This is a genomic window from Kluyvera georgiana ATCC 51603 (assembly GCF_001654985.1).
In the GTDB taxonomy this organism is placed as follows: domain Bacteria; phylum Pseudomonadota; class Gammaproteobacteria; order Enterobacterales; family Enterobacteriaceae; genus Kluyvera; species Kluyvera georgiana.
Genome location: NZ_LXEU01000096.1, coordinates 1 through 22,123, shown reverse-complemented (window position 1 = coordinate 22,123; position 22,123 = coordinate 1). Strand labels below are relative to the sequence as shown.

Genomic DNA, 22,123 nt, shown 5'->3' with positions numbered 1-22,123 from the left:
ATTTTCGACTTCGAAATAACTTAGTTATTGCGAATATAGTCGTCCATCTCGGTTTTCAGGTTATCGGATTTGGTCCCGAAAATCGCCTGAACGCCGGAACCTGCGACTACCACACCCGCAGCGCCCAGTTTCTTCAGGCCAGCCTGATCCACTTTGGCGACGTCGGCTACGCTGACGCGCAGACGGGTGATACAAGCGTCGAGGTTGGTGATGTTTTCTTTACCGCCGAAGGCTGCAATCAGCGCCGGAGCCATTTCACTGGTTGCGCCCGCTTTGGATTCTTCAGTGGTGTCTTCACGACCCGGCGTTTTCAGATCCAGTGCTTTAATCAGCACGCGGAAGATAACGTAGTACACGATCGCATAGCAAATACCGACAATCGGGAACAGCCACAGCTTGCTGCTGTTACCGGACAGAACGATAAAGTCGATCAGACCGTGAGAGAACGAAGTACCGTCACGCATACCCAGCAGGATACAGATCGGGAACGCCAGACCCGCCAGAATCGCGTGGATAACGTACAGGATCGGCGCAACGAACATGAAGGAGAACTCGATCGGCTCGGTGATACCGGTCAGGAACGAGGTCAACGCTGCGGAGATCATGATACCGCCCACTTTCGCGCGGTTCTCTGGTTTAGCAGAGTGCCAGATAGCGATAGCCGCTGCCGGCAGACCGTACATTTTGAACAGGAAGCCACCGGACAGTTTGCCCGCAGTCGGGTCGCCCGCCATGTAACGCGGGATGTCGCCGTGGAATACCTGGCCTGCCGCGTTGGTGTATTCGCCGATCTGCATCTGGAAAGGAACGTTCCAGATATGGTGCAGACCGAACGGCACCAGGCAACGCTCGATGAAGCCGTAGATACCGAACGCGACAACCGGGTTCTGGTAAGCAGCCCACTGAGAGAAGGTCTGGATAGCGGTACCGATTGGCGGCCAGATGAAGGACAGGATCACGCCGGTAAAGATAGCGGCCAGACCTGAGATAATCGGTACAAAGCGCTTGCCCGCGAAGAAGCCCAGATATTCTGGCAGCTTAATGCGGTAGAAGCGGTTGAACATGTACGCAGCGATAGCACCGGAGATAATACCGCCGAGCACACCGGTATCAGCCAGGTGTTTAGCGGCAATTTCTTCAGCCGGTAAGTGCAGTACCAGCGGCGCAACCACAGCCATGGTTTTCACCATGATGCCATAAGCGACGACTGAGGCCAGTGCGGATACGCCATCGTTATTGGTGAAGCCTAACGCCACACCGATAGCGAAGATAAGCGGCATGTTAGCAAAAACAGAACCGCCTGCTTCTGCCATAACATGAGAAACGACGGCTGGCAGCCAGCTGAAGTTTGCGGAACCGACGCCCAGCAGGATACCTGCGATAGGCAGTACGGAAACCGGCAGCATCAGCGATTTACCGACCTTCTGCAGGTTAGCAAATGCATTCTTAAACATAATAAGGAGTGCTCCTGAGTTTTTTGTACTTTTATCTACGTTTTCACGCATCGGTGAGAGGGGAGAGACTCACCAGGGACAGGACATCTAAGTGCCCTTTTTATTTATTACACAGAGTAAAATAAATCCCCGCGATTTTGTTTGACGGTTATCACGTTTCAAAGAGCTATGGCGAAAAAACCTAATCTTCTTTACAGAAAACGTGTCTGTATGTTGCAAGATTAACATTCACCGCCACTTTTACGGCGGTGAACTGTACTCGCTTTAACCATTAATTACGAGCAATAAAATAAGCTCGGAAATCAGGCGGATTGCAGACGCGCGGGATCGATATGGAAGAGAGTCGAGAAGTTTTCAGTAGTCTGCTGAGCCAGCTGTTCAACGCTTACGCCTTTCAACACCGCCATGTACTCAGCGACATCGCGCACCATCGCCGGCTGGTTCTCTTTACCCCGATGCGGTACCGGCGCCAGATAAGGCGAATCGGTCTCGACCAGCAGCCTGTCCAGCGGAACATAGCGCGCGGCTTCGCGCAGTTGCTCCGCGTTACGGAAGGTCACAATCCCGGAAAACGAGATGTAAAACCCCATATCCAGTAGCGTTCCTGCCGTCTCCACGTCTTCAGTGAAACAGTGTAGTACACCGCCGCAATCCGTCACTTTTTCTTCCCGCAGGATGGCCAGCGTATCGGCGCGCGCGTCACGGGTATGGACGATCACCGGCTTGTTGAGCTCACGGCCAATCTGAATATGGTGGCGAAACGACAGCTGCTGCTGCGGTTTGGTTTCCGGCGTATAGAAGTAATCAAGGCCGGTTTCGCCCATCGCGACCACGCCCTCTTCTGCCGCCAGACGGCGCAGCGCTTCAACATCGTACGGTTCATCCTGATTGAGCGGATGCACACCGCAGGAGAAGACCACTTCCGGGCGGTTGCCCACCAGTTCACGCATATGACGGTAGCCCGGCAGCGTCGTCGCGACGGCCAGGGCAAAGCGGACGTCGCGCGCGGCGGCTTTCGCCATCACGTCATCCACGTCTTTATGCAGGGATTGATAATCAAGGCCATCGAGATGGCAATGCGAGTCGACTAAAAACATGATGTCTCTCTTAGAGGTGAGATACCGGCAGCACCGCACCAGGTTGCAGATAGTGTTCCCAGCGCAGAAGGCGCTCGGTGAGAATAAGTTCGCGGTTCAGCCCCGTGACGCTTTGCAGCTGTTCACGGCAGGCGCATGCATCGGCGACAATCGCCTGCAGGCGCGCGGCAGAAAGCGTTTGCGCCAGCTGGGCTACCAGCGTCAGGCTATCGGCATTGGTCAGCCGCGTAATACGCTGCTGATATTTGAGGGCATCAAGCAGCAACGATGACAGCCAGTGTAAACGCTGCACGACTGAATCATGGTTCAGCGATGGCATAAATGCCAGCCAGTCGCCGCTGTTGAGCGTCACGCCCAGCGCCTGACAAAATTTTTCGCGCGTGGCCCAGGTCTCAGGGGCCAACAGATCCAGCGCCGCGGCGGGCGCATGATCGGACAATCGCAGCGCCGTCAGCAGCGTATCGCGCGAGGCGCTGTTTTCTCGCTCCAGCCACGCCAGCGCGTACTGCTCGCTCGGCGGCGCCAGATGGAAAAAACGACAGCGGCTACGCAGCGTTGCCAGCAGCCGAGCAGGCTCCTGGCAAGCGAGGAAAAACCAGGTATTTTTCGGCGGTTCTTCCAGCGTTTTCAGCAGCGCGTTGGCGGCGGCTTCGGTCAGCAGCGTAGCATCCGCTATCCACACCACCTTTGCCCCGCCCAGGCGAGAATGTTCATACAGCTTTTCGCTCACCTCGCGTACCGCGTCGATGCCTAACGTACTTTTGCCCTTCTCGGGCTGCAGCGCGTAGTAGTCAGGGTGTGTCCCCGCCTGCATCAGCTGACAACTATGGCATTGGCCGCAGCTTTTATGACCGTCCGGGTTCTGGCACATCAAAAAACGGGTGATGGCGTAGACCAGCGAATCGGCCCCCATACCGCCGCGCGCCTGAACTAACAGCGCATGGTGACCACGTCCGGCCTGATAGCTCGAAACGAGCTGTTCAAACGGCGGACGTAACCACGGATACCATTTCATGCCTGCTGCTCCGCTACCCACGCGGTGACCGCGGCGCGAATATCGCTCATTACTTTCTCCAGCGGTTGAGTCGCGTCAACGGTGATAATGCTGTCATCCGCCGCCGCCAGCTCAAGATAGCGCGCGCGGGTGCGGTTAAAGAAGTTGAGCGACTCTTGCTCGATGCGATCGAGATCGCCACGAGCACGGGCGCGTTTGAGGCCCACTTCCGGCGTCACGTCGAGGTAAAGGGTCAGGTTCGGGCGAAAATCCCCCAGCACCGCGTCGCGCAACGTCGCCAGCATCGTGCGATCGATACCGCGACCACCGCCCTGGTAGGCCTGGGTGGAAAGGTCATGACGATCGCCAATCACCCACTGCCCGCCTGCCAGCGCCGGTTTGATCACCGTCTCAACCAGCTGCACGCGGGCGGCGTAGAACATCAATACTTCCGCTTTATCGGTAATCACTTCGTCGCCGACCGATTTAATGTCCAGCACCAGACTGCGCAGCTTTTCCGCCAGCACGGTCCCCCCCGGCTCGCGGGTAAACAGCAGGTCGTTCACGCCGAGGTCGCGCAATGTTTCCACAACCACATCCCGCGCGGTGGTTTTGCCCGCCCCTTCCAGTCCTTCAATGACGATGTAATTACTGCGCATTTTTATCCTTTAGCACTTTCAGGTAACCCTGCACCGACCGGTTATGGTCTGCAAGATTGGTATTAAACGTATGCCCGCCTTTACCATCTGCCACAAAATACAGATACGGCGTTTTAGCCGGATGCGCAGCGGCATTCAGCGACGCTTCGCCCGGGCTGGCAATCGCCCCCGGCGGCAGGCCGGAAATCGTGTAGGTATTATACGCGGTTGGGGTCTCAAGATCCTTACGAGAGATTTTGCCGTCATAGCGCTCCCCCATCCCGTAGATGACCGTTGGATCCGTCTGCAGACGCATGCCGATGCGCAATCGATTGATAAACACCGACGCCACACGATCGCGTTCCTCCGGCACCGCCGTCTCTTTTTCAACGATCGACGCCATGGTTACCAGCTGGTTTTTATCCTGATACGGCAGGTTGTCCATCCGCCCTTCCCAGACTTTATCGACCTGGGTCACCATCTTCTGATGCGCGCGTTTGAGGATAGCCACGTCGGTGGTATTGGCGGTATACATCCAGGTGTCCGGCCAGAACCAGCCTTCAACCCACTCAGGGTTGTCCAGCGCCAGCGCTTTCGCGACGGTGGCGTAGCTATCATCGCTGAGCGTGTGCTTGATATAAGGTGCCTCACGCAGCTGCTTCAGGTAATCGCTCAGACGCATCCCTTCAACGAAGCGCAGCGGGAACTGGGCTTCTTTACCGCTGGCTAACAGCTGCAGCATCTCGCGGACGGTCATTTGCGGGGTGAAGCGATAGGTACCGGCCTTAAAATGCGAGAGTTCTGGCTCAAGGCGCAGCAGCCACTGGAAAACGCGCGGGCGGTTTATCACCTTGTCGGCATACAGCTGGTCGCCCAGCGCCAGGCGCCCGGTCCCCGCTTTCAGCGTAAAGACGGTATCTTCTTTAATCAGCAGCGCGCTATCCGCCATCTGACGCACTTTCCACATACCGACGCCAGCGGCAATGCCGAGAACAATCAATACCAACAGAACAAAGCGTAACAGTTTCATCATGCTAATCAGACGACTCACAAATTGGGGCTAAAAATTGATAAAGCTCGCGGGAAGGCCACTGCCATGCCGCGTAGCGCTGCACGGGGATCACCGGCATCAGCGCGTTGCAGATAATCACTTCATCCGCCTGCGCCAGCGCTTCTGGCCGCGCATTCACTTCGACAACGCGGTACGGCGAGTGTGCCAGCCGGGCGATAATAAATTGCCGCATAATACCGTTCACCCCCGCCTGGTCAAGCCGTGGCGTATACACATCGCGCCCGCAGCGCCAGAACAGATTAGCGGCACAGCATTCCGTAAGCCACCCGTCGCTGTCAAGGACAAGGGCCTCATCGGCGTTTGTCTGCTCAAGATGAGAACGAATCAGTACCTGCTCAAGGCGATTGAGATGCTTCAGCCCCGCCAGATACGGATTTCGCCCCAGCGGAACGGGGCTAAGCGCGAGGGTGGCACCCGTGGTTTTCAAGGCAGCATAGTGCAGGGGATAAGGTGAAACGCTCAGGATACACGTCGGCTGCTGACAGCCAGCGGCGCTATAGCCGCGGCCGCCGACGCCACGCGTAACGATCGCTTTGAGTACGCCACTCTCCTGCGGGCCGGCCAACGTGCGCATTTCAGCCGTCAGCCGCTCCCATTCAGTAAACGGGATAGCCAGCCGTGCACAACTCTGCTGTAGACGAAGCAGATGATGGGTAATCAACGCTATCTTTCCGGCAACAATTCGCCCCGTAGTGAAACAACCATCGCCGAATTGCAGACCACGATCGTTCGTTGCCAGCCCTCGTTCTTCATTGTGATGGATTAAAAACATTCACCCTCCATATCAATCATGTTCAAGAGTGTCAGGCGCACGAGCCATCTGCAAGTTTTATATTACTTTCAGCACAGGACGTTGCAAGGATAGTCATATTTATTTTTTATATATGAAGACAACGAAATTCAACCAGGAAATACAAATTGCAGAGGAAACATACTAAATATGCATTATTTAATTGAAATGAAAAACATCATTTAGATATTATTTATTGTTACAGAGAAATGCGTAACACATAATTTAACATATCCTGCACCTTTGAATTAACGCACTGCGCAAGATGAAATAAACAATACCCAAAGAATGATATCTCTTTTCTCTGAGTCTGTATGCAAAAAATTAAAACCGCCAACAAGGATATTGAGTAATGAAAGGAAAATTAGCCGCTGTCGCATTTTTCACCGCCACGGGCCTCGCCTCTTCCGTTATGGCACAGGATGGCCAGGTTAACTTCACCGGTAAAATCATCGAAGCCGGTTGTAAGATTAACGGCAGCGTGACCGACACTCAGGACGTTAAACTGGGTGAAGTCGTCAGAACAGCGTTCACTGCCGCTGGCGACAGCGCGGCAACCACCAAATTCTCTCTGGTATTAACCGATTGCCCAACTGAGCTGGCCAACAAGCCGGTGAGCGTCAAATATGATGGCACCCCGGATTCTGTCAACAATGATTACCTGCAGTTAACCGGTTACGGCGATGCAACCGTTGCATCCGGCGTAGCCATTCAGCTGCTGAACGCCGACGGCTCCGAGCTGCCGCTGGGTACCGCCTCTAAAGCGGTGACCATTGCCTCTGACGCAGCCGCAGAAACCACACTGGACTTCTTCGCTCGCTATATTGCGACCGATGCCTCCGTTAAAAGTGGTGATGCTAACGGCTCCGTCAACTTCATGCTGACCTACAACTAATCACGCCGTATCTTTATTCCCCATTAATGACGAAAGTAAAGTCGGACTCATCCGACTTTACTTTTTCAGGAAATAAAAATGAAACGATATAGCCAATTAATTGCCGCCACTTTGTTATTTTCAATGAGCGCCGCACAGGCCGGCATTGTTGTCGGTGGAACGCGAATTATTTATAACGGGAATAAAAAGAAACGTCTATTAGCGTTAAAAACCCGGATAAATCCTCCTATCTGATTCAGTCATGGAGCGACAGCGGAGAAAAAAGCACCGATAAATCACCATTTATGGTGACTCCGCCGTTATTCCGCCTGGGGGCCGACCAGGAGAACACGCTGCGTATTATCCGCACCGGTGGCAACCTCCCGGAAGACAGAGAATCACTGTACTGGATGAATATTAAATCCATTCCGGCCACCGAGAAACAGGATAATGTTAACACCCTGCAAATCGCGGTGAAAACGCGCATCAAATTGATCTATCGCCCGCAGGCGCTCAGCCAGCAGCCGGAAAATGTCACTGAAAAACTGACCTGGAAACGCAGCGGTAGCAGCTTGACCGTCACCAACCCTACTGCTTACTACATGAACTTCAGTACGTTAAAGGTCGGGAGCAGCACCGTAAAAGACGCCACCTATGTTGCGCCAATGAGTACCGCCACATTCACGATCCCCGCCAACAGCGCTGCGGGCGATGTCCGCTGGACGCTTATTAGCGATTACGGTTCCGCCGGCAATGAACACCGCTCACCTCTGTGAGGCCATTTGATTATTTCTCCGAAAGGATATCGGAATGACAGCAGCAGCTAACAAAAAAACAATGAGCTTCAGCCGAATAGCCTGCTTTATTGCGCTACAGTGCGCGCTCCCGTTATTTAATCCGGCCATGGCCCGCGAATATTTCAACCCGGCATTGCTGGGCATTGACGGCCCTGGCAAAGAGTTAACCGACCTCTCCGCCTTTGAAGAAGGCGTGGGACAAATGCCAGGCACCTATCGCGTTGATGTGGTTGTCAATAAGACCACCGTTGGTACGCATGACATCAAGTTTGCCATGCAGAAAGACGCCCAGGGGAATTCCACGCTGCAGCCCTGTCTTAGCCTCGATATGCTGGGCGAATTTGGCGTGCGAACCGACGCCTTCCCCGGCCTGAAGTCCGAAGGTGATTGCGTGAATCTGGCGGCGATTCCCCAGAGTCACGCCGAGTTCGTCTTTGAGCGCCAGCAGCTGATCTTCTCTATTCCCCAGGCCGCTATCAATAATCACGCGCGTGGCTATGTCCCGCCCGAGCAGCTTGATGAAGGAATTAACGCGCTGCTGCTTAACTACAGCTTTTCCGGCGCAAATACTGAGGCGCGCCAGAGCGGGATGACGGACTCTGACAGCTATTATCTGAGCCTGCGTCCGGGTCTGAATATCGGGCCGTGGCGCATACGAAACTACAGCACCTGGAATCGAAACATCAACGGCTCTGACGCGGATGAAAGCTGGGATTCACTGTACACCTATGCCCAACGCAATATCCTCGCCCTGAAAAGCCAGCTGACGCTCGGCGACAGCACCGCGCCGTCCGATATGTTTGACAGCGTGCCCTTCCGCGGCGCCCAGCTGGCGTCTGACGACGATATGCTGCCCGACAGCCTGCGCGGCTATGCGCCGGTCGTGCGCGGCATTGCGCGCACCAATGCCCAGGTGATCATCAAGCAGAACGGTTACACCATCTACCAGAGCTACGTATCACCGGGCGCGTTCGAGATCGCCGACATGTACCCTACCGGCAGCAGCGGCGATCTGGACGTAACAATTAAAGAAGCCGATGGCAGCGAACAGCACCAGACGGTCGCCTTCGCCTCCCTGCCGGTGCTGCAGCGCGAAGGCCGCCTGAAATACAGCCTCACCAGCGGCCAGTATCGCCCCTACGATAACGCAATCGACAAAGAGATGTTTACCCAGGGGACCGCTATTTACGGTCTGCCCGCTGGCTTTACCGTTTACGGCGGCGGCCAGTTCTCACAGCATTATCAGTCGTTGCTCGGCGGCGTGGGTAAAAACTTTGGTACGCTGGGGGCCATATCCGTCGACGGCACTCAGTCATGGTCGACGCCGCAGGACGAAGAGAAAGAGAGCGGCCAGTCCTGGCGTATTCGATACAGCAAAAACATTGTTGAAACCGGAACCAATATCTCTATCTCAGGCTACCGCTATTCAACATCCGGTTTTTATACCCTATCCGAAGTGCTGGACACCTGGCGAGACGATGACCGCGAGCTCAATCACGATCGCCGACGCAACCGCGCCGAGTTCATGCTCAATCAGAACCTGGGGGAAAACCTCGGCTCCCTGTCCCTCAACGCAATGAGCGAAGACTACTGGAACAGCAGCCGCCAGATGCGATCTATCGGCGTGGGCTACAGCAACAGCTGGGGCGTCGTCACCTGGAACCTGAACTACAGCTATAACCGCAACACCCAGGATAACGACAGCGACAAAGTGTACGACGAAGATCAGATCTTCTCGCTCAGCGTTAACGTGCCGCTCGACCGCTGGCTGAGCAACAGCTACGCCAGCTACAGCGTGAACAGCAGCAAGCGCGGCGATACCAGCCATAGCGTGGGGCTGAATGGCTCGACGCTGGAGGACCGGAACCTTAGCTGGAACGTGCAGCAGAGTGAAACCAACCACGGCGAAGGCAGCAGCCGCTATGCTAGCCTGGATTACCAGGGCACTTACGCGCGGCTCAACACCGCCTACAGCTATGACCACGATCAAAAGCGCGTTAACTACGGCATTGAAGGCGGCGTCGTGGCGCACGCGCACGGCGTAACGCTGAGCCAGGCGCTGGGTGAAACCTCCGCGTTGGTGGAAGCGCCCGGCGCCGGCGGCGTGACCGTCAGCAACCAAACCGGGGTCAGAACCGATTTTCGCGGCTACACCGTGGTGCCGTACGTCACGCCCTACCGAGAATCAACGGTATCGCTGGACACCGCCACCCTGCCCGACGGCGCCGACGTCGAACTGACCAACAAAATCATTACGCCAACACGCGGTGCGATTGTGCGCGCGCATTTTGATACTCGCGTGGGCAAACGGGTGCTGATGACGTTGACGCGCAGCAACGGCGAGGCCGTGCCATTTGGCGCGCTGGTGACCAACGCTGACAACACCGCTGGCAGTATAGTCGGCGACAACGGTCAGGTTTATCTGACGGGGATGGATGATAGCGGGACGGCACTGGCGAAATGGGGCCAGGGGCCCGCTCAGCAGTGCCGCATAAACTGGCAATTACCCAGCGCCACACCCGCCAGCGGCGTACTGGAAGTAAAAACATCATGTCAGTAAAAATAAAAGGATATCTATGATGAGAGCGCGGCTACTCCCTCTACTGATTGTCAGCAATTTGTTTATCGCTCATACGGCGCAGGCCGACTATTTTAGCTCAGTCGGCACACATACGATGAGCTACGATCTTGATAACTGGACTGTTGGTATCCCCGCTACCGCAGGCGCAAGCTCCGGCTGGTGGGAAGACGCGGGTTCTGTCAGTGTTGAAATAAAACCAAGTTCAACCACAGGTTCTTTCGTGACGCTACAGGTCGATGGTTCACTTGTGGGCGAAAACACTTACGCCACCAGCAACCCCGGTGTAGGCATCAAGTACAAAACTAACATTACGAATATAACCAATACGGGTGGAAATGGCGAAACCGCACCCGATTTTCGCTTCAATTTAGGTATCGAAACTGGCGTCGTTTCATCTTCCTTTCTGCACGTTTACTATCAGTTAGTCAGGCTGACGGATAAGGTCCCTGCGGGCAAGATTACCTCTTTACCGCAGGTTACGGCTATTTTTCACAACCCAGACGGTCTCGGCGATGCGGTTATCTCGCGGTTAATTTATACCAGCGCCGCCGCCACGCAGCCGAAATACAACGCCTGCAAAATCGTTGCCCCCACTGAAATCCAGCTTGCGCCCTTATACGGCAACACGCTGCAAAACGGCGCGCAGGGTAGCCAGCAGGCGGAAACCATACAACTGACCAACTGCCCGGGCGCCATTAACGGCATCACCTACAATTTCTCTGCGGTTTACGGCACCCATAAAGCGAGCAACGGCGTCGTGAATACCGTGACCGGCACAGGCTACGCGCAAAACGTCTATATCCAGGTGCAAAACGCCGACGGTACGCCTCATAGAGTAAATGGCTCCATCCCAGTGAGCAATTACGATGGCTCCGGCGACTATACCCTGCCCGATTTTAAAGTGGCCTATTTCATTGACGATGCCAGCCGCGTCAGGGCAGGCAACGTCAAATCAGCCATTGAACTCAAAGTGACCTACAACTAACAAGGACTATTTATGCACATCGTAAACGGAAACAAAATGGCGCTGAGTCTGCTGGTCTGCGCAGGGTTGTTCTCAGCGACCAGTCAGGCGGTCAATATCGATATCACGGGTAAGGTTGTCGCTTCACCCTGCGTGGTTAACGGCAATAACGACTCTCTGGCCGTCAACTTAGGTGATAATATTCAGGCAGATACGTTGTCAGCCAGCGGCAGCGCCACCACATGGACTGACGTGACGCTGAAGCTGACCAGTTGCCCGGCCTCTACGACTTCGTTTAGCGTGGCGTTCTCCGGGACCGCCGACACCGACACCAACTACTATAAAAATACCGGCACTGCCACCAATCTGAAGCTGGAACTGACGGACAGCAGCAGCAACAGCGCCTATAAGAATGGAGCAAAATTAGAGAACGTCGCTATCCCCACCGCTTCTCACGCCTATGACCTGGTAATGCGCGCACGCGCCGTGTCGAACGGTAGCGTGATGCCTGGAACCATTGTGGGGCAGGTACAAGCCACCTTTACCTATCAGTAATTCAGGAGAGACAATGGCGCACCGGATAAGCAAACTGCTGCCTGCCCTGGCCTGCCTGTGGGCGGCGAGCGGCCTTCATGCTGTACAGGCTACCGATATTAATCTGAGCGGCACCGTGGTGGCTTCCGCCTGTACGGTGGATACGGGAACCAAAGAACAGACGGTCACCTTCGAACAGGCGCGCGCCGTTGACTACCCAAACGTTGGCGATACCAGCGAATGGCAGGATTTCACGCTAACGCTCTCCGCTTGCCCGCCGTCAACCACCCTGGTCACGGCATTGTTCAGCGGCGATGCGGATACCGATGACATCACCAAATTCGCCAACGCCCAGGGCAGCGCCAGCGGTATGGCGCTGCAAATCATGACCCGCGACCACCTCAGCGAGATATCACCGGCAGGTGAACTGGCAACCCCCGTGGATAGCACCAGCCGCCGGGCGGTTTTTCCGTTATCTGCGCGGATGTATACCCCGACAGGGGCGGTCACCGCTGGCGAATTTAAAACCACCATTCAGCTTACCTTTACTTACCAGTAGCCGTGTTCAGGGCCAAAAAAAACGGAGCGCTAAGCGCTCCGTTTTTTTTGGCTTTGCGACCAACTACACGCGTTTGAAAATCAGCGAGCCGTTGGTACCACCGAAGCCGAAGGAGTTACACAGCGTGTACTCCATGCCGCTTACCTGACGCGCTTCGTGAGGCACGAAGTCCAGGTCGCAACCTTCATCCGGGTTATCCAGGTTGATGGTTGGCGGAACGGCCTGATCGCGCAGCGCGAGGATAGAGTAGATAGATTCTACTGCACCCGCCGCGCCCAGCAGGTGGCCGGTCATCGACTTGGTGGAGCTGACCAGTACGCGGCTGGCGGCGTCGCCGAAGACAGACTTCACGGCCTGCGCTTCTGCTTTATCGCCCGCTGGCGTAGAGGTACCGTGGGCGTTAACGTAGCCAATCTGGCCCGCTTCAATGCCCGCGTCGCGAATGGCGTTAACCATCGCCAGCGCCGCGCCCGCGCCGTTTTCCGGCGGTGACGTCATATGGTACGCATCGCTGCTCATACCAAAACCAACGACTTCAGCATAGATTTTCGCGCCGCGTTTTTTCGCGTGCTCGTACTCTTCGAGTACCACCATGCCTGCGCCGTCACCCAGCACAAAGCCGTCGCGCTCTTTATCCCACGGACGGCTTGCCGCCTGCGGGTTGTCGTTACGCGTAGACAGCGCGCGCGCAGCACCGAAGCCACCGACACCCAGCGGGGTACTGGCTTTTTCTGCGCCACCGGCAACCATCGCATCCGCATCGCCATAGGCGATAATACGTGCTGCCTGACCGATGTTATGCACACCGGAAGTACAGGCGGTCGCGATAGAGATGCTTGGCCCACGCAAACCGAACATGATGGTCAGGTGACCTGCCACCATGTTAACAATCGTCGACGGAACGAAGAACGGGCTAATCTTACGCGGTCCACCGTTTACCAAAGAGGTATGGTTTTCTTCAATAAGACCGAGACCGCCGATACCGGAGCCGATAGCGGCGCCAATACGGTGAGCGTTCTCTTCCGTTATTTCAAGGCCAGAATCCTGCATGGCCTGAACGCCAGCGACAATTCCATATTGAATGAAGGCATCCATCTTGCGCTGTTCTTTACGCGAGATAATGTCATCACAGTTAAAATCCTTTACTAAGCCAGCAAATTTGGTTGCATAGGCGCTAGTATCGAAATGGTCGATCAGGCTGATGCCACTCTGACCGGCAAGGAGAGCTTTCCAGGTAGACTCTACGGTATTGCCGACAGGAGACAACATGCCCAGTCCGGTCACAACTACACGACGCTTAGACACGTTTGTCCTCCAGGGAGGGATTAAATAGATACTTGTGGGACAAAAGGATAAAACTCAGGCGGTCGAATGACCGCCTGGAGATGTTCACTTACGCCTGGTGACCGTTGATGTAATCAATGGCAGCCTGAACGGTGGTGATTTTCTCAGCTTCTTCGTCCGGAATCTCAGTATCAAACTCTTCTTCCAGAGCCATTACCAGCTCAACGGTGTCAAGAGAATCTGCGCCCAGGTCTTCAACGAAGGAAGCATTGTTGGTCACTTCTTCCTGCTTAACGCCCAGCTGTTCGCCGATGATTTTCTTAACGCGTTCTTCGATAGTGCTCATACTCTTAAATTTCCTATCAAAACTCGCTTTCGCGATGGTTTTCGTAGTGTATAAAATGTTGAAAAATTTGCAACTAAATCCCGGCAGGTCATACCACGATTTTACGCTATTTTGCGGGTTTTTGCCCTCATAACGCAAATGATTTTGCACTAATCATACTCAGACATACGTAGATTGCCCGTTGTCTGAGCACTTTGTGCAAAACACGATCAGACCATGTACATCCCGCCGTTTACGTGCAACGTTTCACCAGTGATGTAACTTGCTTCGTCGGAGGCCAAAAATGCAACCGCACTGGCGATTTCATTTGGAGAGCCGAGGCGCCCCGCAGGAACTGCCGCCAGTGTACCCGCACGCTGCTCATCGGTCAGCGCACGCGTCATGTCCGTTTCAATAAAGCCCGGAGCAACAACGTTCACAGTAATACCGCGTGACGCAACTTCACGCGCCAGTGATTTACTGAAGCCAATCAGACCCGCTTTCGCCGCAGCGTAGTTAGCCTGACCCGCATTTCCCATGGTACCAACCACAGAACCGATAGTGATGATACGCCCATGACGCTTTTTCATCATAGCGCGCATTACCGCTTTTGACAGACGGAAAACAGATGACAGGTTGGTTTCGAGGATATCGTTCCACTCGTCATCTTTCATGCGCATTAACAGGTTATCACGAGTAATCCCGGCATTATTGACCAGAATGTCGACTTCGCCAAATTCCGCGCGGATATTTCCCAGAACAGATTCAATAGATGCCGGGTCGGTCACATTCAACATCAGACCTTTACCGTTAGCACCCAGATAGTCACTGATCGCCTGCGCGCCGCTTTCGCTGGTCGCAGTGCCGATAACTTTTGCGCCGCGAGCGACGAGAGTTTCAGCGATTGCGCGGCCAATACCGCGGCTTGCACCTGTTACCAGGGCAATTTTTCCTTCAAAGCTCATGCTTTCCTCTTTTATTGCGCAAGTGCCGCTGACAGGGCAGCCGGCTCATTGATGGCCGATGCAGTCAGGGTATCTACAATACGTTTGGTCAGGCCGGTGAGGACTTTACCCGGACCAACTTCATACAGATGCTCTACGCCCTGGGAAGCCATAAACTCAACGGTTTTGGTCCACTGAACCGGGCTGTACAGCTGGCGAACCAGCGCGTCGCGAATCGCGTCGCCGTCGGTTTCGCACTTCACGTCGACGTTGTTCACTACCGGAACGGTCGGCGCGTTAAAGGTGATTTTTTGCAGCTCAACCGCCAGTTTCTCAGCGGCAGGCTTCATCAGCGCGCAGTGAGACGGCACGCTGACCGGCAGCGGCAGCGCACGCTTCGCGCCAGCGGCTTTACAGGCTGCGCCCGCACGTTCAACCGCTTCTTTATGACCGGCGATAACCACCTGGCCCGGCGAGTTGAAGTTAACCGGAGAGACAACCTGCCCTTCGGCAGATTCTTCGCACGCTTTGGCGATAGCCGCATCGTCAAGGCCGATGATAGCCGACATGCCGCCGGTACCTTCCGGAACGGCTTCCTGCATAAACTTGCCGCGCATCTCAACCAGACGCACCGCGTCAGCGAAAGCAATCACACCCGCGCAAACCAGCGCGGAGTATTCGCCCAGGCTGTGACCGGCCATCAGCGCCGGCGCTTTACCGCCCTGCTGCTGCCATAAACGATACAGCGCAACGGAAGCGGTCAGCAGCGCAGGCTGAGTCTGCCAGGTTTTGTTCAACTCTTCAGCAGGACCCTGCTGGGTCAGCGCCCACAGATCATAGCCCAGAGCTGCGGAAGCTTCATGAAAAGTTTCTTCGATAACCGGGTAGGTTGCTGCCAGTTCAGACAGCATGCCTACCGCCTGTGAACCCTGCCCAGGGAACACGAAAGCGAATTGCGTCATGTTTTTTATCCTTATACTTAGAAACGAACCAGCGCAGAGCCCCAGGTGAACCCGCCGCCGAAGGCTTCCAGCAGCACCAGTTGACCGCGCTTAATGCGGCCGTCGCGGACAGCTTCGTCAAACGCGCACGGCACGGAAGCGGCCGAGGTATTGCCGTGACGGTCAAGGGTCACCACGACGTTGTCCATGGACATGCCGAGCTTCTTCGCCGTCGCGCTGATAATACGTAAGTTCGCCTGGTGCGGCACCAGCCAGTCCAGCTCGGAACGGTCGAGGTTGTTGGCTTCCAGCGTTTCATCAACGATGTGCGCCAGCTCGGTCACCGCGACTTTAAAGACTTCGTTACCGGCCATCGTCAGATGGATGGCGTTTTCCGGGTGGACGCGATCGGCGTTCGGCAGCGTCAGCAGCTTACCGTAGCTACCGTCTGCATGCAGATGGGTAGAGATGATCCCCGGTTCTTCGGAGGCGCCCAGCACGACGGCGCCCGCGCCATCACCGAAGATAATGATCGTGCCGCGATCGGTAGGATCGCAGGTTCGCGCCAGCGTATCCGCACCGACGACCAGCGCGTATTTCACCGCACCGGACTTCACGTACTGATCGGCCACGCTCAGCGCATAGGTAAAGCCCGCGCAGGCCGCAGCGATATCAAATGCCGGCGCGCCTTTCACGCCCAGCATGTCCTGAATCTGGCAGGCCGCGCTCGGGAACGCATGGGTAGCAGACGTGGTCGCAACCACAATCAGCCCCAGCTCGCTTGCCTCGATGCCCGCCATATCCAGCGCGCGTTTGGCCGCTTCGTAACCCAGCGTAGACACGTTTTCATCAGGGCCAGCAATACGGCGCTCACGGATACCTGTACGGGTGACAATCCACTCGTCAGACGTATCAACCATTTTTTCCAGATCGGCGTTAGTCCGCACTTGCTCAGGCAGATAGCTGCCGGTACCAATAATCTTCGTATACATGTACGCTCAGTCACTTTTCGCTAATATAGCCGCCCAGTTTGACACACGGCGCAGCTGGCTTGATTACTTGCCAGACTCCGCTCTATCAAACCCTGCGGGGTATACGGATTCCAGGCGAGCGGCAATTCGCTGAGGAACTTGTCGCTGCACCGCCTGCACTGCCTGTTCAATGGCGATTGCAAAGGCTCGCTGATTAGCAGCGCCATGGCTCTTAATCACCGTGCCGCGCAATCCTAACAGACAGGCGCCATTATACTGGTCGGGGTTGAGGTGACTGAATCGCCTTGTCAGGCTTTTTTGTAACCAACGCTTTAATAAAATCAGCCACCACGACCGTTTTTTCCCCTCGCTCTGCGATTTCAGCAGCGAAAGGAACATACGCACTACCCCTTCCATCGTCTTTAAGGTGACGTTTCCTGTAAAGCCGTCGCAAACCAGAACGTCGGTTTTGCCCGTTAACAGCTCATTGGCTTCAAGATAGCCGATATAATTCAGAGAAGAGATTGTTTTTAGCACTAATGAGGCATCACGAATACTATCATGACCCTTAATCTCTTCTTCACCGATGTTAAGCAAGGCCACGCGCGGGTTAGCAATCCCCAGCACTTCCTCAGCCATCACCGACCCCATGACGGCAAACTGCACCAGCATGGTACTGTCACAGTCGACGTTAGCGCCAAGGTCCAGCACTACCGTCTTGCCCTTCTGCTGATGCGGTAACACCGTCACCAGCGCCGGGCGCTCAATCCCCTGAATGGGCTTGAGCAGCAATTTGGCCAGCCCCATCAGCGCGCCGGTATTTCCCGCACTGACGCAGGCTTCAGCACGCCCTTCTTTCACCATCTCCAGCGCCACGCGCATTGAACTACCGCGGCTGTGGCGGATAGCATGCGATGGCCGCTCATCACTGGCAATAACCGACTGGGCAGGAATAATCTGCAAACGCGAACGTTGTTCGAAGTCAGCTCTGGCAAGTAATGGCGTAATGTCGTCGGGATTGCCGACTAATAGAAGTGAGAGTTGCGGATTAGAACTCAGTGCCTGCAATGCTGCAGGCACCGTCACGGAAGGGCCAAAATCGCCCCCCATGACATCTAACGCCAGGGTTAGACGTGTCAAGGTATCTTCGCCGCCTGGTTCGGTGTTTCCCCGCGTGAACGGGGAAATTCCTCACTAAGCATAATCACGCTTGCGCGTGATTACTTAGCGATTACCTTACGGCCACGGTAGTAACCGTCGGCAGTGATGTGGTGACGCAGGTGTTGTTCACCAGAAGTTTTGTCTACAGACAGGCTGGTGACTGCGGTCAGAGCGTCATGAGAACGACGCATGCCACGTTTGGAACGGGTTGGTTTATTCTGTTGTACGGCCATGGACCTTACTCCTCAATTACTTTTGCTTTAAGCTGGCTAATACGGCAAATGGGTTTGGTTTCTTCGCCTCTTCAGGCAATTCGCCAAAGACCATGTCCGCCTCGGACACTTCACAGTGTTCAGAATCATGCACCGGAACTACCGGCAAGGAGAGGATGATTTCATCTTCAACCAACGCCAGCAGATCGATTTCACCGAATTCGTTAACCTCAATCGGCTCATACGCTTCCGGGAGTGCCTCAACCTGATCGTCATTCTTGACCGGGCTGAAACAATACTTTGTGTAAACATGATGAGTAAACGGTTTCCCGCAACGCTGACATTCCAACGATACCGTGACCTTCGCATCACCGGTGATGACCGCGAGGCGTTGGTTATCGATAGCGAAGGACATTTCGCATTCCACATCACTGTCTACACTGACTACGGACGCGGCGACGCGCTCCGCCTGATCGGGGGTATAGATACCCTGGTAATCAAGGCGTTTTTGAGCCGTACGAACCGGATCGAGAGTCAGGGGTAATTTTACCTTTTGCATAGGGCGCGCATATTAACTTTGTAACGTCATAGAGTCAAAGAAAAAGGCAGCCTCAGGTTGCCTTTTGCCAATAATTCGCACACATTGCGGTCTATAGTTTAAAATGTCGGAATCTAATTCGCTACAGTCTATTTGAAAAATTATGCCTGATTTGATTCTTGCCTCCACCTCCCCTTATCGCAAACAGCTGCTTGAGAAGCTCGATATCGCCTTCGAATGCGCCGCGCCGGAGATTGACGAACTGCCGCTACCTGGCGAAACCCCGCGCAGTCTGGTGCTGCGACTGGCGCAGCTAAAGGCACAGGCGCTGGCGGAACGCTTTCCGAACCATCTTATTATTGGTTCCGATCAGGTCTGTATGCTGGAAGGGGAAATTACCGGCAAACCGCATACCGAGGAAAATGCGCGCTTACAATTAAAAAAAGCCAGCGGAAATGTGGTGACCTTTTATACCGGACTGGCGCTGTATAATTCAGCAAATGGTCATCTCCAGACGGAATGTGAACCGTTTGATGTACATTTTCGCCATCTGAGCGAACAGGAAATTGCCACCTATATTCGCAAAGAAAATCCGCTCAACTGCGCCGGCAGTTTCAAAAGTGAAGGTCTGGGCATTGCCCTCTTCGACCGTCTTGAAGGACGCGATCCGAATACCCTGGTCGGTTTACCGCTGATTGCGCTGTGCAAAATGTTACGACGAGAAAATCATAATCCGCTGTTAGATTAGCGCCACGCCAGGCGTCGCCGAGCTATGCGACGCCCCACCCGCAATTTTGCTTATTCCTTCTGCGATCACAGTTTATTTTTCCAGCGCCGCTAAAATCCCTGACTCCATATTGAAACATTGTTTTGATTTAAGGGGTGAGCATGCGTGGCAAACGTAAAATATTATTTATGCTGGCAATACTAACCGCAACTCAGGCTAATGCCGCTGATGACTGGCAGAAACAAGGCGTTGTTGAAGGCAACCTTCCTGCCAGCTGGCAACAGATGAAAACTCAGATGCAATATCCTGACTCATGGCTTTCCGGGCATTATTCTGATTTTAAAAGCTGGCAGCAGCACGCGCGCCAGGAATTCCGCCAGGCGTTGCTAACGCCGGACGCTACCAAACCGTTCGATGAGCAGATTATCGCCAGTGAAGACCGTGGCAGCTACACCGCAAAAAAACTCGCGCTCAACATTACCGACGATAACCGCATCTCCGCCCTGATGCTGACGCCAAAAACGCCCGGCCCGCACCCGGCGATAGTCCTGCTTCATGACCACGGTTCAAAGTTTGATATCGGTAAAGAGAAGCTGATTCGCCCGTGGGGCAATGCCGAGCAGCTCGCCAGCGCCCAGGCGTGGGCCGATAAGTTCTTCAGCGGACGTTTTATCGGCGACGAGCTGGCTAAACGCGGCTATGTGGTTATCGCCATCGACAGCCCCGGCTGGGGCGACCGTGGCCCGATGGTTTATGAGCAGCAGCAGGCGCTAGCCAGTAACTATTTCAATCTCGGACGTTCGCTGGCCGGTGAGGTTGCCTATGAAGATATGCGTACCGTTGACTTTGTCGCCTCGTTGAAAGGGGTCGATAGCAAACGCATCGGCGTACTGGGCTTCTCAATGGGCGGCTTCCGCGCCTGGCAGTTGGCGGCGCTTTCCGGGAAGGTGGCGGCCACGGCGGTTATCTCCTGGTTCGGCACCTACGATGGCCTGATGACGCCGGGTAACAACGTGCTGCGCGGGCAGTCGGCCTTTTATATGCTGCATCCGGGAATGCCCGCAAAGATGGATATCCCCGATATTGCCAGCATTGCCGCACCGAAACCGATGCTGATTTTCAGCGGTGGACAGGACAAGCTGTTCCCGGCGAAAGCGGTGAGCGATGCCTTTGCCAAAGTCCACAAAGTGTGGGCCTCGCAAAAAGCCGACGATATGCTGGTGACGAAGAGCTGGCCAGAGCTTGGGCACGTCTTTTACCGGCAACAGCAGGAGGAAGTCTTCCCCTGGCTGGATAAATGGTTAAAACCTTAACCTTTTCCCCTCAGCTCACCGCGACGGCGGGCTGAGGGAACGTAGCATTTTAGCGTCGCTCTCAGTACTCTCTCGTCATTGATAACAATGACAACAGGAGTGCATCGTGAGCACCCCATCGCAATCCGCTGCTTCTCTATGGCTGCCAATAACGCTCGCCAGCGTGATCCTGATGATCACGATGGGCATCCGTCAGACCGTCGGTCTGTTCGTTCATCCGATCGTCATGCAAACCTCAATGAGTATTGCCGAAATCAGCATGGCGCTGGCTATCGGCCAACTGATGTGGGGCGCTTTCCAGCCGCTATTTGGCGCATGGGCGGATAAACGCGGCGCATTCAGCGTGCTGGTACTCGGCGCAGTCATGATTGCCCTGGGGCAACTGGGGACGCTTTGGGCGGCGTCGTTCCTGCCATTAACGCTGGCCCAGGGCCTTCTCAGCCCGGCGGGCGCAGCGGCAGGCAGCTTTTCGGTACTGATTGGCGTCGTGGCCAGCCGGCTACCGACCGATAAAGGCTCAATGGCCAGCGGGCTGATTAACGCCGGGGGCTCGGTTGGCCAGTTTATCTTCGCGCCGCTGGTACAGTTGATTATCGGCCTGCGCGGGATGGCTTCCGGGCTGGTCTTTCTGGCAATGGCCGCGCTGGCCACCATTTTCCCATCATGGCTGCTGTGCCGTGGCGCAAAGCGTCAGGCGGCAGCCCCCACCGTTCATATTGCAGCCGATGCGGGATTAAAGCAGCAGATCGCCCTCGCCTTTCGCAATCCCAGCTATTTGCTGCTGCACGCAGGCTTTTTGACCTGCGGCTTTCACGTAGCGTTTCTGACGACCCACCTGCCTACAGAAGCGGCCCTATGCGGCCACGACGCCACGGTGCCCGCCATCAGCCTGTCGCTGATTGGTCTGTGCAACATTGTCGGCAGCATCGTGGCAGGGTTTCTCGGCAAGCGCTATCGGATGAAGTACATTCTGGCGGTACTCTACGCCTCGCGCGCGGTAATGATCGCCCTCTTCCTGCTATCGTCAAAATCCGAGACGGCTTTTTATCTCTTTGCTTGCGCCATCGGTTTTACCTGGCTGGCCACCGTACCGCCCACCACCGGTATCATTGGCAAACTGTTCGGCACGCGCTACCTGGCCACACTGTTTGGCTTTACGCTGTTTAGCCATCAGATTGGCGCCTTCTTCGGTGCGTGGCTGGGCGGCGTCGCGATGCAATATGAAGGCAGCCTGACGTGGGTGTGGTATGCGGATATCGCGCTAGCGCTGCTGGCGGCGCTGGTGAACCTGCCGATTAAAGAGAAAAGCGTTGCCGTTCGTCTTCGCAAGGCATAAAAAACGGGCCAGGCGGC

The 22,123-nt window shown here is 55.2% G+C and carries 22 protein-coding genes and 1 pseudogene; 9 read left to right on the top strand and 14 right to left on the bottom strand.

The annotated features are described in order from the left end of the window. Positions 1 to 20 precede the first annotated feature (20 nt). The 6 genes from ptsG to pabC form a co-directional block, all read right to left on the bottom strand. Positions 21 to 1,454, bottom strand: coding sequence for a PTS glucose transporter subunit IIBC (gene ptsG / locus M989_RS22680; protein WP_064549167.1), 1,434 nt, complete (start codon positions 1,452 to 1,454; stop codon positions 21 to 23). A 302-nt stretch (positions 1,455 to 1,756) separates the two neighbouring features. Then, positions 1,757 to 2,551: a metal-dependent hydrolase gene (locus tag M989_RS22675; protein WP_064549165.1), complete on the bottom strand. Its 795-nt coding sequence runs from the start codon at positions 2,549 to 2,551 to the stop codon at positions 1,757 to 1,759. Positions 2,552 to 2,561: 10 nt separating this feature from the next. Then, positions 2,562 to 3,566 (bottom strand): DNA polymerase III subunit delta', encoded by a 1,005-nt coding sequence (gene holB, locus M989_RS22670; protein ID WP_064549163.1) that lies wholly within the window; start codon positions 3,564 to 3,566, stop codon positions 2,562 to 2,564. Continuing rightward, positions 3,563 to 4,204 carry a dTMP kinase gene (gene tmk / locus M989_RS22665; protein ID WP_064549162.1) on the bottom strand — a complete coding sequence of 214 codons (642 nt, stop codon included), beginning with the start codon at positions 4,202 to 4,204 and terminating at the stop codon, positions 3,563 to 3,565. The genes holB and tmk overlap by 4 nt, the downstream gene beginning before the upstream one ends. After that, complete coding sequence (yceG, locus tag M989_RS22660) at positions 4,194 to 5,216, bottom strand: cell division protein YceG (RefSeq protein ID WP_064549160.1); 1,023 nt, start codon at positions 5,214 to 5,216, stop codon at positions 4,194 to 4,196. Before yceG ends, tmk begins: the two co-directional genes overlap by 11 nt. A gap of 1 nt (position 5,217) precedes the next feature. Then, positions 5,218 to 6,027 (bottom strand): aminodeoxychorismate lyase, encoded by an 810-nt coding sequence (gene pabC, locus M989_RS22655; RefSeq protein ID WP_064549158.1) that lies wholly within the window; start codon positions 6,025 to 6,027, stop codon positions 5,218 to 5,220. 370 nt (positions 6,028 to 6,397) lie between these two features. Between pabC and M989_RS22650 the strand changes: the two genes are divergently transcribed. The 6 genes and pseudogenes from M989_RS22650 (at position 6,398) to M989_RS22625 (ending at position 12,354) form a co-directional block, all read left to right on the top strand. Then, positions 6,398 to 6,940: a fimbrial protein gene (locus M989_RS22650; RefSeq protein WP_064549156.1), complete on the top strand. Its 543-nt coding sequence runs from the start codon at positions 6,398 to 6,400 to the stop codon at positions 6,938 to 6,940. Positions 6,941 to 7,018: 78 nt separating this feature from the next. Beyond that, positions 7,019 to 7,695: pseudogene (locus M989_RS22645) on the top strand (fimbrial biogenesis chaperone). A gap of 34 nt (positions 7,696 to 7,729) precedes the next feature. Further along, complete coding sequence (locus M989_RS22640) at positions 7,730 to 10,276, top strand: fimbria/pilus outer membrane usher protein (RefSeq protein WP_064549154.1); 2,547 nt, start codon at positions 7,730 to 7,732, stop codon at positions 10,274 to 10,276. Positions 10,277 to 10,292: 16 nt separating this feature from the next. Further along, on the top strand, positions 10,293 to 11,282 hold the full coding sequence (locus M989_RS22635) for a fimbrial protein (protein ID WP_245191287.1): 990 nt from the start codon (positions 10,293 to 10,295) through the stop codon (positions 11,280 to 11,282). Between the two features lie 12 nt (positions 11,283 to 11,294). Further along, a complete protein-coding gene (locus M989_RS22630) occupies positions 11,295 to 11,816 on the top strand; it encodes a fimbrial protein (protein WP_064549150.1) in 522 nt (173 codons plus the stop codon). Positions 11,817 to 11,829: 13 nt separating this feature from the next. Beyond that, entirely contained in the window at positions 11,830 to 12,354 is a 525-nt protein-coding gene (locus tag M989_RS22625; RefSeq protein WP_064549148.1) for a fimbrial protein, read from the top strand. A gap of 63 nt (positions 12,355 to 12,417) precedes the next feature. On the opposite strand, the gene fabF is transcribed toward M989_RS22625, so the two are convergent. The 8 genes from fabF to yceD all read right to left on the bottom strand — a co-directional run bounded on the left by fabF (position 12,418) and on the right by yceD (position 18,751). Beyond that, positions 12,418 to 13,659, bottom strand: a complete 1,242-nt coding sequence (gene fabF, locus M989_RS22620) for a beta-ketoacyl-ACP synthase II (protein ID WP_064549146.1) — start codon at positions 13,657 to 13,659, stop codon at positions 12,418 to 12,420. 88 nt (positions 13,660 to 13,747) lie between these two features. Further along, positions 13,748 to 13,984, bottom strand: a complete 237-nt coding sequence (gene acpP / locus M989_RS22615) for an acyl carrier protein (protein ID WP_000103754.1) — start codon at positions 13,982 to 13,984, stop codon at positions 13,748 to 13,750. A 209-nt stretch (positions 13,985 to 14,193) separates the two neighbouring features. Next, positions 14,194 to 14,928, bottom strand: coding sequence for a 3-oxoacyl-ACP reductase FabG (gene fabG, locus M989_RS22610; RefSeq protein ID WP_064549143.1), 735 nt, complete (start codon positions 14,926 to 14,928; stop codon positions 14,194 to 14,196). 11 nt (positions 14,929 to 14,939) lie between these two features. Then, positions 14,940 to 15,869: an ACP S-malonyltransferase gene (fabD, locus tag M989_RS22605; protein WP_064549141.1), complete on the bottom strand. Its 930-nt coding sequence runs from the start codon at positions 15,867 to 15,869 to the stop codon at positions 14,940 to 14,942. Between the two features lie 17 nt (positions 15,870 to 15,886). After that, a complete protein-coding gene (locus tag M989_RS22600; RefSeq protein ID WP_064549139.1) occupies positions 15,887 to 16,840 on the bottom strand; it encodes a beta-ketoacyl-ACP synthase III in 954 nt (317 codons plus the stop codon). A gap of 63 nt (positions 16,841 to 16,903) precedes the next feature. Next, positions 16,904 to 17,959: a phosphate acyltransferase PlsX gene (gene plsX, locus M989_RS22595; protein ID WP_074398851.1), complete on the bottom strand. Its 1,056-nt coding sequence runs from the start codon at positions 17,957 to 17,959 to the stop codon at positions 16,904 to 16,906. Between the two features lie 80 nt (positions 17,960 to 18,039). Continuing rightward, positions 18,040 to 18,213, bottom strand: coding sequence for a 50S ribosomal protein L32 (gene rpmF / locus M989_RS22590; protein ID WP_064549135.1), 174 nt, complete (start codon positions 18,211 to 18,213; stop codon positions 18,040 to 18,042). A gap of 16 nt (positions 18,214 to 18,229) precedes the next feature. Beyond that, a complete protein-coding gene (gene yceD / locus M989_RS22585; RefSeq protein WP_064549133.1) occupies positions 18,230 to 18,751 on the bottom strand; it encodes a 23S rRNA accumulation protein YceD in 522 nt (173 codons plus the stop codon). 142 nt (positions 18,752 to 18,893) lie between these two features. Between yceD and M989_RS22580 the strand changes: the two genes are divergently transcribed. The 3 genes from M989_RS22580 (at position 18,894) to M989_RS22570 (ending at position 22,106) form a co-directional block, all read left to right on the top strand. After that, positions 18,894 to 19,478: a Maf family protein gene (locus tag M989_RS22580; protein WP_064549131.1), complete on the top strand. Its 585-nt coding sequence runs from the start codon at positions 18,894 to 18,896 to the stop codon at positions 19,476 to 19,478. 167 nt (positions 19,479 to 19,645) lie between these two features. Continuing rightward, positions 19,646 to 20,770, top strand: a complete 1,125-nt coding sequence (locus tag M989_RS22575) for a dienelactone hydrolase family protein (protein WP_420811680.1) — start codon at positions 19,646 to 19,648, stop codon at positions 20,768 to 20,770. A gap of 106 nt (positions 20,771 to 20,876) precedes the next feature. Continuing rightward, a complete protein-coding gene (locus M989_RS22570) occupies positions 20,877 to 22,106 on the top strand; it encodes an MFS transporter (RefSeq protein WP_064549127.1) in 1,230 nt (409 codons plus the stop codon). Positions 22,107 to 22,123: the final 17 nt, after the last annotated feature.